We start from the raw sequence: 14713 nt of genomic DNA on the forward strand, positions 1-14713 counted from the left end.
AATCATTCAAAAGGGTTGGACCCCGAACTTCGGTTCGGGGTCCAACCCTTTTTTGTTTTCCGTCACTTGACGTTCACGTAGCGCAACCAGCATCGTCCACATGAGTACTGCTGCCATGCTCAGGGCCGCCGGTGTGGGTGTCGGCGACGAGGTCGTCGTGCCCGCCTTCGGAAACGCGGAGGTCGCTGAATCCGTGGTCCTCGTAGGCGCGTTGCCGGTGTTCGCCGACATAGATCCGGCGACGTACTGCCTCGACACGTCCGCCGTGGAGGCGGCGCTGACACCCCGGACCGCGGCCGTCGTCGCCGTACACCGCTTCGGACGGCCGGCGGACATGGCCCGGCTGCACGGAGTCGGGCAGCGGCACGGGCTGCTCGTCCTGGAGCAGGGGGAGACCGACGGGTCGTACGACGAGATAGCGCGGCGCAGGGAACGGGCGGCTTATCTCGACGGGAAGTTGAAGGGCGTGCGCACCCCCCAAGGGGGCGACGGGCACACCTATCAGCAGTACGTGGTGCGCGTGCCGGGCAACGGCCGGCCCGACCGGGACGCGTTCGCCCGGGCCGTGCGGGAGAGGGGGATCGACTGCCGGGTGCCGGTGAAGACGCCCGTGCACCGGACGCCCGGTTTCCGGCGGTGCGTGTCCTTGCCGGAGACGGAGCGGGCCGCCGACGAGACCCTCGCGCTGCCCGTGGAGGCGTCGTTGACGAAGCGGGACATGCAGCGGATCGTGTCCGCGTGCAATGCGCTGGGCGGACTGCTGCAACCCGCGCACTGAAAGCCGTGTTGGGAGCACCCCTCTGTTCGGGGTATGATCTATTCCGTTGCCGCGAGGGAAACCTCGAAAAGGCGACAGGCCCCTATAGCTCAGTCGGTAGAGCGTCTCCATGGTAAGGAGAAGGTCAACGGTTCGATTCCGTTTGGGGGCTCCGCAGCAGAAAGGCCCCGCCCATCGGGCGGGGCCTTTCGCATGCCCTGATCCGGTGCGGTGTCAGTCCGCGTGCGGCTCCGGCACCCGCATCGCCAGGATCGCCATGTCGTCGGACGGCGCGTCCGACGCGAACCGCTCCACCGCGCGCATGATGCGGGCCGCCACCGCGCCCGCCGTCAGTCCCGTGCAGGTCGTCAGGACGTCGGCGAGGCCGTCGTCCCCCAGCATGCGGGTGCCCTCGCGGCGCTCCGTGACGCCGTCCGTGACGCAGAGCAGGACGTCGCCCGGATCGAGGGTGACCGTCTGCTCGTAGAGCTCCAGGTCCTCGATGACGCCGAGGAGGGGCTGCGGCTCGGCGGCGGGCTCGACCGTCCCGTCCTGGCGCAGGCGAAGCGGGAGCGGGTGGCCGGCGCAGACGACCTTCAGCTCGGCGCTGCCGTCCTCCTGCGGGCGCATCTCGCCGTAGAGGAGGGTGAGGAAGCGGCTGCGGGCGCCCTCGTCGAGGATGGCGGAGTTGAGGCGCTCCAGGACCGCGGGGCCGCTCAGGCCCTCGCGCGCCAGCAGGCGCAGGGCGTGCCGGGCCAGGCCCGTGACGGCCGCCGCGTTCGGGCCCGTGCCGCAGACGTCGCCGATGGCGAAACCGTAGGCGCCGTCGCTGATGGGGAACAGGTCGTAGAAGTCGCCGCCGACCTCGTTGCCCTCGCCGGCCGCGCGGTAGATGACCTCGACCTCGACGCCGTCGATCAGGGGGAGCTCCGGCGGCAGGAGGCTGCGCTGGAGGGACTGGCTGATGGCCGTGCGCTCCGAGTACAGGCGGGCGTTGTCCAGGGCCAGGGCGGCACGGCGGGACAGGTCCTCGGCGAGTTCCAGGATCTCCTGGCGGAAGTGCTCGTCGGTGGGCTTGCCGAGGGTCAGCATCCCGATGACGCGGTTGCGGGCGACCAAGGGGAGGACCACGGTCTCGCCGCCGACGGCGGAGGCCGTGGCCAGGGTCGGGCCGATACCGGAGCCGACCTGCTGGGCGGAGCCGCCGCTCAGGCCGAGGCTGCGCATGGAACTGCGCAGCGCCGCCTGGTGGGCGACCTCGGCGGGGGCCGTCCAGACACGGGCGCCCGGGGTGGGCACCGGGTCGGGCGGGGCGATCTTGGAGAGGAGGGACTTGATGCCGTCGATCAGTTCCTCGTCCTCGTGCAGGACGTACGACAGGTCCGGGTCCGAGGACTGGTCGGCGATGGTGTAGACGGCGCACCAGGTGGCCAGGGTCGGGACCGTCATCTGGGCCATGAGCGCCAGGGTCTGGTCACGGTCCAGGGTGCCGGCGAGGAGGTCGGAGGCCTCGACGAGGAAGCTGAGCGAGCCGCGGCGCAGCCGTTCCAGCTCGCCGAGGCGCGCCGACTCGACGGCCAGGGCGATGCGGTCGGCGGCGAACTGGAGCCGCAACGCCTCCTCGTTGGAGTACCGGCCGGCGGCCTCGGCCGCGACGCCGAGGGAGCCGGTGAGGCGGCCCTCGACCTTGAGGGGGACGGTGACGACGGAGCGCATGCCGGTGCCGTTCAGCAGGGGAACGGCGCCGGGGACCGCGGTGAGGTCGTCGTGGACGGCGGGCATGCGCGCGGAGCCGTAGCGGCCGGGGCCCGCCTCGACGGGGACGCGGGCGAAGCGCTGGCGGGCGGAGGGCAGGCCGGTGGAGGCGCGGACCTCCAGCTCCGTCTCGTCGTCGGTGGCGAGGAGCAGGAAGGCGGCGTCGGCGTCGAGCATGTCGCGGGCGCGTTCGACCGTGCGCTGCAGGAGGCCGTCGAGGTCGTCCGGGGCGGGGGAGCCGATGAACACCTCGAAGGGGTCGGTGCTCTTGCCCTCGGAGGAGCCGCCGGAGTCGGAGGAGGGTACGCGCAGCGGTGTCTGCAGCACGGCACGTTCGTGGTCCCGTACGAGGAGGCAGACGGTGGAGGGCTCGCCGCCGGCGTCACGGACGCGCAGGTGGGAGGCGTAGACCGGGGTGACGCGGCCGTCGGCGCCCCTTATGCCGTAGCTGCCCTCCCAGCGGGAGAGCTGGAGCGCCTCGACGATGCCCGTGCCGGTGCCCGGGGTGTGCGGCCAGGCGGCCAGGTCGGCCAGCGGCTTGCCGGTGACCTGCTCGGCCGGGTAGCCGAAGAGTTCCTCGGCGTCCTCGTTCCAGGCGGTGATGGCGCCGGTGCGGTCGATCTGGACGACGGCGACGCGGACGCGGCCGTCGGCGACCGGCAACAGCTCGACCGGGAGGGACGGGCCCGCGCTGCGGGTGCCCACCGCGCGTGCGGGCAGGTCCAGCCGGAACCAGACGTTCTTGTGCGTGGGCGTGTACTCGACGCCCCAGTGACCGGCGAGGGCCGCGCAGAGCTGGAGGCCGCGTCCGCCCTCGCGGTCGGGGCTGCCCATGGTGACGGCGGAGCCCTGGATCGGAACCTCGCGCTCGGGGTAGCGGTCGGCCACCTCGATGCGTACGCCGTCGTCACTGCGCAGGCACACCACGTCGGCGGCGGTACCGGCGTGCACGACGGCATTGGTCACCAGTTCACTGGTGAGCACCACGGCGTCGTCGACGATGTCGGCGTGGCCCCAGCCTTGGAGGGTGTCGCGGACGAAGGAACGTGCGCTCGCCACCGATCGTCCGACGGGCTCGAAACTGGCGGCCGCGCGCGCGGTGATCACAGAACTCCTCGACCCTCTCTCCACGTCCACGTGCACGTGTACGGCCTCGTGGCCGACCGGCTCGTGCCGCTGCTGCGGCAGGCCGCCCGTCGGTCCGGGATCCGGGGGCTGCTCCCCCGGGATCAGTCCGGTGGTCATGTCTCCGGCCGCCCCTCCGATGCCCGCTCGTCTCGTGCCACCGCCCAGGCCGGACAGAACCGGCATGGCTGGACAGCCGCATGCAAGGTTACTTACCTTCGCCGTCCCCGCGGATGCCGGTCTGCAGTGTTTCCGCCCAGAGGGTGTGCGGACGATGTGCGAAGCTGCCGAACTGTTATGGCCTGGTTCGGCCGGGGTGAAACACTGGGCAGGCTTCTTGCGTGCGTCCCGGCGGGCCGAATGCCGAACGGGCTCGACGGGCAGCAGCCCTGGCAGCGGCTCGGTGAGCCGGGCCGGGGCATGCGGCGGTACGGGAAGCACAGGGTAGTAACCGGTCACCGCGGGTGCACCGGGCACAGCAGTAACGGTCGACCCCTGCGGGAGGGACACAGTGGAGTCTGGCGCAGCGACGCGGGCCACGAAGACGCGCGCGAAGGGCGGACAGTCCCTGAGTAGGCAGGGCAAGGCACGAGGCGGGACGACGACGGTCGACACGGCGGCGCTGAACCGGCTGCTCGCGGCCCTCGTGGCCATGCGGGAGGGGAACTTCCGCAAGCGGCTCACGGTGTCCGGGGACGGCGTGATGTCGGAGATCGCGGCGGTCTTCAACGAGGTGGCCGACCGCAATCTGCACCTCACGGGCGAGCTGGCGCGGGTGCGCCGGATGGTCGGACGTGAGGGGAAGCTCACGGAGCGGCTGGAGACGGGGGCCTGCGAAGGGTCCTGGGCGACCGCGATCGACAACTCCAACGCGCTCGTGGACGACCTGGTACGGCCCGTCTCCGAGGTCAGCCGGGTGCTGTCGGCGGTGGCGGACGGTGACCTGTCGCCCCGCATGGAGCTGCGGACGCAGACCGTGGAGGGCGCCGGGCATCCGCTGCGCGGTGAGTTCCTGAAGGTCGGACGGACCGTGAACAACCTGGTCGACCAGTTGTCGACGTTCACGGACGAGGTCACGCGGGTGGCCAGTGAGGTCGGTACCGAGGGCAAGCTGGGCGGTCAGGCCCAGGTGCGCGGCATGTCCGGTTCGTGGAAGGACCTCACGGACTCCGTCAACACGATGGCGTACCGGCTGACCGCGCAGGTGCGGGACATCGCGCTGGTGACGACGGCGGTGGCCAAGGGAGATCTGTCGCGGAAGGTCACGGTGCACGTGGCCGGCGAGATGCTGGAGCTGAAGAACACCGTCAACACGATGGTGGACCAGCTCTCCGCGTTCTCCTCCGAGGTGACGCGCGTCGCCCGGGAGGTGGGTACCGAGGGCGCCCTGGGCGGTCAGGCGCAGGTGCCCGGGGTGGCGGGTGTGTGGAAGGAGCTCACCGACTCCGTCAACACCATGGCCGGGAACCTCACGGCCCAGGTGCGCGGGATCTCCGAGGTGACGACCGCGGTCGCCAACGGTGACCTGTCGCGGAAGGTGACCGTGCCGGCGCGCGGTGAGGTCGCGCAGCTCGCCGAGACGATCAACCAGATGACCGAGACGCTGCGGATCTTCGCGGACGAGGTCACCCGGGTGGCCAACGAGGTCGGCGGCGAGGGGCAGCTCGGCGGCCAGGCGAACGTGCCGGGTGCGGCGGGGATCTGGAAGGACCTGACCGACTCCGTCAACACCGTCTTCCGGAACCTGACCACGCAGGTGCGCGACATCGCCGCGGTGACGACGGCGGTGGCCAACGGCGACCTGTCGCAGAAGGTCACGGTCGACGTGGCCGGGGAGATGCTGGAGCTGAAGAACACCGTCAACACGATGGTGGACCAGCTGTCCTCCTTCGGTGCCGAGGTCACCCGCGTGGCCCGGGAGGTCGGTGTCGAAGGGGAGCTGGGCGGCCAGGCGCAGGTGCCGGGTGCGGCGGGCACGTGGAAGGACCTCACCGACTCCGTCAACACGGCGTTTCGCAACCTCACCGGTCAGGTGAGGAACATCGCGCAGGTGACGACGGCGGTGGCCAACGGTGACCTGTCGCAGAAGGTCACCGTGGACGTCTCCGGCGAGATGCTCCAGCTGAAGAACACCGTCAACACGATGGTGGACCAGCTTTCCAGCTTCGCCGACCAGGTGACCCGGATGGCGCGGGACGTGGGCACGGAGGGCCGCCTCGGCGGTCAGGCCCGGGTGGACGGAGTGTCGGGCACCTGGAAGGAGCTGACGGACTCCGTCAACTCGATGGCGGGGAACCTGACCTCCCAGGTGCGCAACATCGCGCAGGTGACGACGGCCGTGGCCCGCGGTGATCTGTCCCAGAAGATCGACGTCGACGCGCGCGGGGAGATCCTGGAGCTGAAGAACACCATCAACACGATGGTGGACCAGCTGTCGTCGTTCGCCGAGCAGGTCACGCGCGTGGCCCGTGAGGTGGGTACCGAGGGCCGCCTCGGCGGTCAGGCGCAGGTGCCCGGGGTCGCCGGTGTGTGGCGGGACCTGACCGACTCGGTGAACGGCATGGCCGGCAACCTCACCGCGCAGGTCCGCAACATCGCGCAGGTCGCGACGGCGGTGGCCCGCGGTGATCTGTCGCAGAAGATCACCGTGGACGCGCGCGGGGAGATCCTGGAGCTGAAGAACACGCTGAACACGATGGTGGACCAGCTGTCGTCGTTCGCCCAGGAGGTCACGCGCGTCGCGCGGGAGGTCGGTACCGAGGGCATCCTCGGCGGGCAGGCCGAGGTGCAGGGCGTCTCCGGCACCTGGAAGGACCTCACGCAGTCCGTGAACGGCATGGCCAACAACCTGACCATGCAGGTCCGCAACATCGCCGAGGTCACCACCGCCGTGGCCAAGGGCGACCTGTCGAAGAAGATCACCGTCGACGCCAAGGGCGAGATCCTCGAGCTCGTCACCACCGTCAACACGATGGTGGACCAGCTGTCGTCCTTCGCCGAGCAGGTCACCCGGGTGGCGCGCGAGGTGGGTACCGAGGGCATCCTCGGCGGTCAGGCGCACGTGCCGGGTGTCGTGGGCATCTGGAAGGACCTCAGCGACAACGTCAACCTGATGGCGAAGAACCTCACCGTCCAGGTGAGGAACATCTCCCAGGTCGCCGCCGCCGTCGCCAACGGCGACCTGACGCGGACGGTGACGATCGAGGCGCGCGGTGAGGTCGCGCAGCTCGCCGAGACCTTCAACACCATGGTGAAGACGCTGAGTTCGTTCGCGGACCAGGTGACCAAGGTGGCCCGTGAGGTGGGTACGGACGGCATCCTCGGCGGTCAGGCGCACGTGCCGGGCGTCTCCGGTACGTGGAAGGACCTCACCGAGTCGGTGAACCAGATGGCGTCCAACCTGACCGGTCAGGTGCGCAACATCGCCATGGTCACGACCGCCATCGCCAAGGGTGATCTGACCAAGAAGATCGACATCGACGCGCGCGGTGAGATCCTCGAGCTGAAGACCACGATCAACACCATGGTCGACCAGCTGTCCTCCTTCGCCGAGGAGGTGACCCGCGTGGCCCGTGAGGTGGGCACGGAGGGCCAGCTCGGCGGGCAGGCGCGCGTGCGGGACGTGGACGGGACCTGGCGGGACCTGACCGAGTCCGTGAACGAGATGGCCGGGAACTTGACCCGGCAGGTGCGTGCCATCGCGCGCGTGGCGACCGCGGTGACCCGCGGTGACCTGAACCTGAAGATCGACGTGGACGCCTCGGGAGAGATCTCCGAGCTCCAGGACTACATCAACAAGATGATCGCCAACCTGCGCGACACCACGATCGCCAACAAGGAGCAGGACTGGCTCAAGGGCAATCTCGCCCGCATCTCGGCGCTGATGCAGGGCCGCCGGGACCTCCAGGACGTGGCCTCGCTGATCATGAGCGAGCTGACCCCGGTCGTGTCCGCGCAGCACGGCGCGTTCTTCCTCGCCATGCCGCTCCTCGACGGCCAGGAGCCGGGCGCCGGCGACGACGACGAGTACGAGCTGCGCATGCTCGGCTCGTACGGCTACTCGATGGGGTCGATGCCCACCTCCTTCCGGCCGGGGGAGGCCCTGGTCGGGACGGCCGCCCAGGAGAAGCGCACGATCCTGGTGGAGAACGCGCCGAGCGGTTACCTGAAGATCTCCTCCGGGCTCGGGGAAGCCCCGCCCGCGCAGGTGATCGTTCTGCCGGTGCTGTTCGAGGGGAAGGTGCTCGGCGTCATCGAGCTGGCGTCCTTCACCCCGTTCACGCAGATCCAGAAGGACTTCCTCAACCAGATCGCCGAGATGATCGCGACGAGCGTCAACACCATCTCCGTCAACACCAAGACGGAGGTGCTGCTGAAGCAGTCGCAGGAGCTGACCGAGCAACTGCGCGAACGGTCGGAGGAGTTGGAGCAGCGGCAGAAGGCTCTGCAGTCGTCCAACGCCGAACTGGAGGAGAAGGCCGAGCTGCTGGCCCAGCAGAACCGCGACATCGAGGTGAAGAACACCGAGATCGAGGAGGCCCGGCAGGTCCTGGAGGAGCGGGCCGAGCAGCTCGCGGTCTCCATGCGCTACAAGAGCGAGTTCCTGGCCAACATGTCGCACGAGCTGCGTACGCCGCTCAACTCGCTGCTGATCCTGGCCAAGTTGCTCGCGGACAACGCCGAGGGGAACCTCTCCCCGAAGCAGGTCGAGTTCGCCGAGACGATCCACGGGGCCGGGTCCGACCTGCTCCAGCTCATCAACGACATCCTCGACCTGTCGAAGGTCGAGGCGGGCAAGATGGACGTCTCCCCGACGCGCATCGCGCTGGTCCAGCTCGTGGACTACGTGGAGGCCACGTTCCGGCCGCTGACCGCGGAGAAGGGCCTCGACCTGTCGGTGCGGGTGTCGCCGGAGCTGCCCGCCACCCTGCACACCGACGAGCAGCGGTTGCTCCAGGTGCTGCGCAACCTGCTGTCCAACGCGGTGAAGTTCACCGACTCGGGAGCGGTCGAGCTGGTCATCCGGCCGGCTCGGGGCGACGTGCCGCAGGCCATCCGGGAGCAGTTGCTGGAGGCCGGTTCGATGACCGACCCGGACGGGGAGCTGATCGCGTTCTCCGTGAGCGACACCGGTATCGGGATCGCGGCCAGCAAGATGCGGGTGATCTTCGAGGCGTTCAAGCAGGCCGACGGCACCACCAGCCGCAAGTACGGCGGCACGGGTCTCGGGCTGTCCATCTCGCGGGAGATCGCGCAGCTGCTGGGCGGTGAGATCCACGCCCAGAGCGAGCCGGGCCGCGGTTCGACGTTCACCCTCTACCTGCCGCTGCACCCGAGCGAACTGCCCCCGCACGGTTACCAGCAGGCCATGCCGACGCTCGAGGCGGGAGAGCTGCCGGCCACCACGGGTGCCCCGGCCGACCGGGCCGAGCTGCCGCAGGCGCCGACCGAGCCGCCGTCCTACCAGGACCCGCAGAACGGTGCCGCCTCGCTGTTCCGGCGCCGCCGCAGGGCCGTGCCGGAGAGCGGTGAGCAGGCCGCCGGGCAGGAGCAGCGGCCGGCGGGCGAGCAGGGCACGGCGCCGCAGTCGCACCGGAGCATCCGGTTCGGCGGCGAGAAGGTGCTGATCGTCGACGACGACATCCGCAACGTCTTCGCGCTCACCAGCGTCCTGGAGCAGCATGGCCTGTCCGTGCTGTACGCCGAGAACGGCCGGGAGGGCATCGAGGTCCTGGAGCAGCACGAGGACGTCGCGGTCGTCCTGATGGACATCATGATGCCCGAGATGGACGGGTACGCGACGACCACGGCGATCCGTCGGATGCCCCAGTTCGCCGGGCTCCCGATCATCGCGCTGACCGCCAAGGCGATGAAGGGCGACCGGGAGAAGGCGATCGAGTCGGGAGCCTCCGACTACGTCACCAAGCCGGTCGACCCCGACCATCTGCTGACGGTGATGGAGCAGTGGATGCGCCAGGAGTGAGCGGCGGGTCCGGGCGGTGCGCGTCCGGGCGGTGTGCGCATGTGGTGGGCGTGAGCGCGGCGGGGGCTTCGGGGTTCACACGGAGTTGCTGACTCAGTGTGCTCGACATCGTGTAGAAGTACGGGATTCGGGGAACCTTCTGGTCTCCCGCCGCGTTTCTGCTACGTACACAGTGACATCGCGGTGACAGGGTGTGGTGACGGGCGGGGTGCGGCTACGATGACCGGCACAAGGACGGGCGACGCAAGGGAGTCGTCCCCTGGGGCGGCGCCCACCGGCGCTGTCCCAAGTCCTGCGGACAGGGGAGGCCCCACGCCGGGGCGAGGAGGGCGGGCCATGGTGCAGAAGGCCAAGATCCTCCTGGTCGATGACCGGCCGGAGAATCTGCTGGCGCTGGAGGCGATCCTCTCGGCGCTCGATCAGACGCTGGTGCGGGCATCGTCCGGGGAGGAAGCGCTCAAAGCACTACTCACGGACGACTTCGCAGTCATTCTGCTGGACGTCCAGATGCCGGGCATGGACGGTTTCGAGACCGCCGCGCACATCAAGAGGCGGGAGCGGACCCGGGACATCCCGATCATCTTCCTCACCGCGATCAACCACGGTCCGCACCACACCTTCCGTGGGTACGCGGCCGGCGCGGTGGACTACATCTCCAAGCCGTTCGACCCGTGGGTGCTGCGCGCGAAGGTCTCCGTCTTCGTCGAGCTCTACATGAAGAACTGCCAGTTGCGCGAGCAGGCGGCCCTGCTGCGCCTGCAACTGGAGGGCGGCGGCAGGTCCGCAGGAGCCGAGACCAAGGAGCCGGCGGGGCTGCTCGCCGAGCTGTCGGCGCGGCTGGCGGCCGTCGAGGAGCAGGCCGAGGCGCTCTCCAAGCAGTTGGGCGACGAATCGGCCGACGCGGCCGCGGTGGCGACGGCGGCCCATCTGGAGCGCAAGCTCACGGGCCTGCGCCGGGCCCTGGACGCCCTCGAACCGGGTTCCTCCGGAGGCCAGGCCGCGGTGAACTGAGGCGGTCGGTGGGACGGTCGGTGAAGGCACGTCAGCGTCCGTACCCACCGCGTCAGTTCCGGACGCGCGCGCGGACGACACGAACGGGTGAAGCGGTGGGCACACGTGTCGACCGCCGTCTCCACCGGTAACCTCACCCCCATGGCCTCACGTCCCTCCGCAGCCAAGAAGCAGCCCGCCAAGAAGGCGGCGGCTCCCGCGAAGGCTCCGGCGAGGAAGGCCGCCGCGAAAAAGGCACCCGCGAAGAAGGCACCGGCGAAGAAGGCGCCCGCCAGGAAGGCCGCGGCGAGGAAACCCGCGCCCGCACCGGTGGCCAGTCCGACCAGCGGCGTCTACCGGCTCGTACGCGCCCTCTGGCTGGGCATCGCGCATGCCGTCGGCGCCGTCTTCCGCGGCATAGGCCAGGGCGCGAAGAACCTCGACCCGGCACACCGCAAGGACGGAGTCGGGCTCCTGCTGCTCGGCATGGCGCTGATCGTCGCCGCCGGCACCTGGGCCGACCTGAAGGGCCCTGTCGGCGACCTCGTCGAGATCCTGGTGACGGGAGCCTTCGGCCGACTCGACCTGCTCGTGCCGATCCTGCTCGGCACCATCGCCGTGCGTCTGATCCGGCACCCGGAGAAACCCGAGGCCAACGGCCGGATCGTGATCGGCCTGTCGGCCCTCGTCGTCGGCGTGCTCGGCCAGGTGCACATCGCCTGCGGCTCACCGGCCCGCAGCGGCGGCATGCAGGCCATAAGGGACGCCGGCGGTCTGATCGGCTGGGGGGCCGCGACCCCGCTGTCGTACACGATGACCGACGTGCTCGCCGTGCCGCTGCTCGTACTGCTCACGGTCTTCGGACTGCTGGTCGTCACGGCCACACCCGTCAACGCCATCCCGCAGCGGCTGCGGCTGCTCGGGGTGCGGCTGGGACTCGTCCACGACCCGGAGGCGGACGGGTTCACCGACGACGACGAGCGGTACGACGAACAGTGGCGCGAGGCGCTGCCCGCGCGGCCCCGCAGGCGCGGGGGCGCGCCCGCCGCGGAGCCGTACGGCCCCGACGGCGCCGAGCAGGAGGCGCTCGACCGGCGCCGCGGCCGGCCCCGCCGCTCCGCCGTGCCGCAGCCCGACGCGAGCCGGCCGATGGACGCCGTGGACGTCGCCGCCGCTGCCGCCGCCGCGCTCGACGGCGCCGTCCTGCACGGGATGCCGCCGTCCCCGCTGGTCGCCGACCTCACCCAGGGCGTGAGCACGGGGGAGCACGAGCCGACGACACCGACGCCCACGCCGGTCCCGGCCGCGCGGCCCCAGCCGGGGAAGCCCCGGAAGAACCCGGCCGGCACGGGGGTGCCCGACCTCACCAAGACCCCGCCCCCGCAGGAACGGGAGCTTCCGCCGCGCGCCGAGCAACTCCAGCTCTCCGGCGACATCACGTACGCCCTGCCGTCCCTGGACCTCCTCACGCGCGGTGGCCCCGGCAAGTCGCGCAGTGCGGCCAACGACGCGATCGTCCACTCGCTGACCACCGTCTTCACCGAGTTCAAGGTCGACGCGGCCGTCACCGGCTTCACCCGCGGCCCGACGGTCACGCGGTACGAGGTCGAGCTCGGGCCCGCCGTGAAGGTGGAGCGGATCACCGCGCTGACCAAGAACATCGCGTACGCCGTCGCCAGCCCCGACGTGCGGATCATCAGCCCGATCCCCGGCAAGTCCGCGGTCGGCATCGAGATCCCCAACACCGACCGGGAGATGGTCAACCTCGGCGACGTGCTGCGGCTCGCGGAGTCCGCCGAGGACGACGACCCGATGCTGGTCGCCTTCGGCAAGGACGTCGAGGGCGGCTACGTCATGCACTCCCTGGCGAAGATGCCGCACATGCTGGTCGCCGGCGCCACCGGCTCCGGCAAGTCGTCCTGCATCAACTGCCTGATCACCTCGATCATGATGCGGGCGACCCCGGAGGACGTCCGGATGATCCTGGTCGACCCCAAGCGCGTCGAGCTGACGGCGTACGAGGGCATCCCGCACCTGATCACGCCGATCATCACCAACCCGAAGCGGGCCGCCGAGGCGCTCCAGTGGGTCGTGCGCGAGATGGACCTGCGCTACGACGACCTCGCGGCCTACGGCTACCGGCACATCGACGACTTCAACCGCGCCGTGCGCGAGGGCAAGGTGAAGCCGCCCGAGGGCAGCGAGCGCGAGCTGCAGCCGTACCCGTACCTGCTGGTGATCGTGGACGAGCTGGCCGACCTGATGATGGTGGCGCCGCGGGACGTCGAGGACGCGATCGTGCGGATCACGCAGCTCGCCCGGGCGGCCGGCATCCACCTCGTGCTCGCCACGCAGCGGCCGTCGGTGGACGTCGTCACCGGTCTCATCAAGGCGAACGTCCCCTCCCGGCTGGCCTTCGCCACCTCCTCGCTGGCGGACTCGCGGGTCATCCTCGACCAGCCCGGCGCGGAGAAGCTGATCGGCAAGGGCGACGGCCTCTTCCTGCCGATGGGCGCGAACAAGCCGACCCGCATGCAGGGCGCGTTCGTGACCGAGGAGGAGGTCGCGGTCATCGTCCAGCACTGCAAGGACCAGATGGCGCCCGTCTTCCGGGACGACGTCGTCGTCGGCACCAAGCAGAAGAAGGAGATCGACGAGGACATCGGCGACGACCTCGACCTGCTGTGCCAGGCGGCCGAGCTGGTCGTCTCCACCCAGTTCGGCTCCACGTCCATGCTCCAGCGCAAGCTCCGCGTCGGCTTCGCCAAGGCGGGACGCCTGATGGACCTGATGGAGTCGCGGGGCATCGTCGGACCGAGCGAGGGTTCGAAGGCCCGTGACGTCCTGGTGAAGGCCGACGAGCTGGACGGCGTGCTCGCGGTGATCCGGGGGGAGACCGAGGGGTAGGGAGCGGTACGCGCGGATCACCTCGCGTGGCGGATCGGGACGGCCGGCCGGCCGATCGTGACTCACCCGTTAGGGATCATTGAGCAACCGTTTCCCCATGGCCTACGTCAAGTTGAGGGAAGCGACAAAGAGGTACTCCGCCATCGGGACACGAACCCATACCGATGGCGTACAAGTCCCACCGTCCGGTTGCCTCACCCGTTTGTACCCCCCCTAGACTGAACGTCCAGCACAGGCGGCCATCCGCTCGAAAGGCGCCCCCGTGTCCATCGGCAACTCCCCTGAAGACGAGCGTCCGATCGAAGGCGTGTCCGAAGAGGTTTCTGAGGAAACCCGCCCCTCCGTCGGCCGTGCCCTGCAACAGGCGCGCATCGCCGCCGGGATGACCGTCGACGACATCAGCAGCGCCACCCGCGTCCGCATCGCCATCGTGCACGCCATCGAGGCGGACGACTTCACACCGTGCGGCGGCGACGTCTACGCCCGCGGTCACATCAGGGCCCTGGCCAAGGCCGTGGGGCTCGATCCGGCCGAGCTCCTCGCGCGGTACGACGCCGAGCACGGCGGACGCCCGGCCCCGACCCCCGCCGCGCCCCTGTTCGAGGCGGAACGCATCCGTCCCGAGCGGCGCGGACCCAACTGGACCGCCGCCATGGTCGCCGCGATCGTCGCGGTGATCGGTTTCGTGGGCTTCACCTTCGTCAAGGGCGGCGACAGCGGCGGCAACGAGGCGAGCGTCGCCGAGGGCGCCCAGCCGTCGTCCGGTACGTCCGCCTCGCCGAGCGCCAAGCCCAAGAAGCCCACCGCCCCCCAACCGGAACCGAGCGAGAGCGCCATCGCCGCCGTGCCCGCGGACAAGGTGACCGTCAAGGTCAGCGCCGCCGAGGGTCGCAGCTGGATCTCCGTCAAGGACCACAACGGCAGGCGACTCTTCGACGGCACCCTCGAGCAGGGCGACTCCAAGACCTTCCAGGACGACGACAAGATCGACCTCGTCCTCGGCGACGCCGGCGCCATCCAGCTGTACGTCAACGGCAAGAAGATCGAGGACGACTTCCAGCCGGGTGCCGTGGAGCGGCTGACGTACACGCAGGGTGACCCGCAGGTCGGATAGGCGGACCGAGGGGACGAGTCGCTACGGGGTTGGCCGAGATCGGCCAACCCCGTCGACGTGGGCCGTCCGCGGGACGAAGTAG

6 protein-coding genes and 1 tRNA gene are annotated in these 14713 nt (G+C 70.2%); 6 read left to right on the forward strand and 1 reads right to left on the reverse strand.

Annotation, left to right across the window (positions count from 1 at the left end; all coding sequences use genetic code 11):
- Window positions 1–115 precede the first annotated feature (115 nt).
- Window positions 116–778, forward strand: coding sequence for a DegT/DnrJ/EryC1/StrS family aminotransferase (locus JHAT_RS13180; protein ID WP_077798322.1), 663 nt, complete (start codon window positions 116–118; stop codon window positions 776–778).
- Between the two features lie 78 nt (window positions 779–856).
- Window positions 857–929, forward strand: a tRNA-Thr gene (locus JHAT_RS13185).
- A gap of 62 nt (window positions 930–991) precedes the next feature.
- On the opposite strand, the gene JHAT_RS13190 is transcribed toward JHAT_RS13185, so the two are convergent.
- Window positions 992–3757, reverse strand: coding sequence for a SpoIIE family protein phosphatase (locus tag JHAT_RS13190; RefSeq protein ID WP_077798323.1), 2766 nt, complete (start codon window positions 3755–3757; stop codon window positions 992–994).
- 391 nt (window positions 3758–4148) lie between these two features.
- Between JHAT_RS13190 and JHAT_RS13200 the strand changes: the two genes are divergently transcribed.
- The 4 genes from JHAT_RS13200 (at window position 4149) to JHAT_RS13215 (ending at window position 14631) form a co-directional block, all read left to right on the forward strand.
- Window positions 4149–9620 (forward strand): HAMP domain-containing protein, encoded by a 5472-nt coding sequence (locus JHAT_RS13200; RefSeq protein ID WP_077798324.1) that lies wholly within the window; start codon window positions 4149–4151, stop codon window positions 9618–9620.
- 336 nt (window positions 9621–9956) lie between these two features.
- Window positions 9957–10631 carry a two-component system response regulator gene (locus JHAT_RS13205; RefSeq protein ID WP_077798325.1) on the forward strand — a complete coding sequence of 225 codons (675 nt, stop codon included), beginning with the start codon at window positions 9957–9959 and terminating at the stop codon, window positions 10629–10631.
- Between the two features lie 141 nt (window positions 10632–10772).
- Complete coding sequence (locus JHAT_RS13210) at window positions 10773–13517, forward strand: DNA translocase FtsK (RefSeq protein WP_171990879.1); 2745 nt, start codon at window positions 10773–10775, stop codon at window positions 13515–13517.
- A gap of 262 nt (window positions 13518–13779) precedes the next feature.
- Window positions 13780–14631, forward strand: a complete 852-nt coding sequence (locus JHAT_RS13215; RefSeq protein WP_077798326.1) for a helix-turn-helix domain-containing protein — start codon at window positions 13780–13782, stop codon at window positions 14629–14631.
- Window positions 14632–14713 lie beyond the last annotated feature (82 nt).

The sequence above is a fragment of the Streptomyces sp. JHA26 genome, assembly GCF_002005565.1.
Taxonomy (GTDB): Bacteria; Actinomycetota; Actinomycetes; order Streptomycetales; family Streptomycetaceae; genus Streptomyces.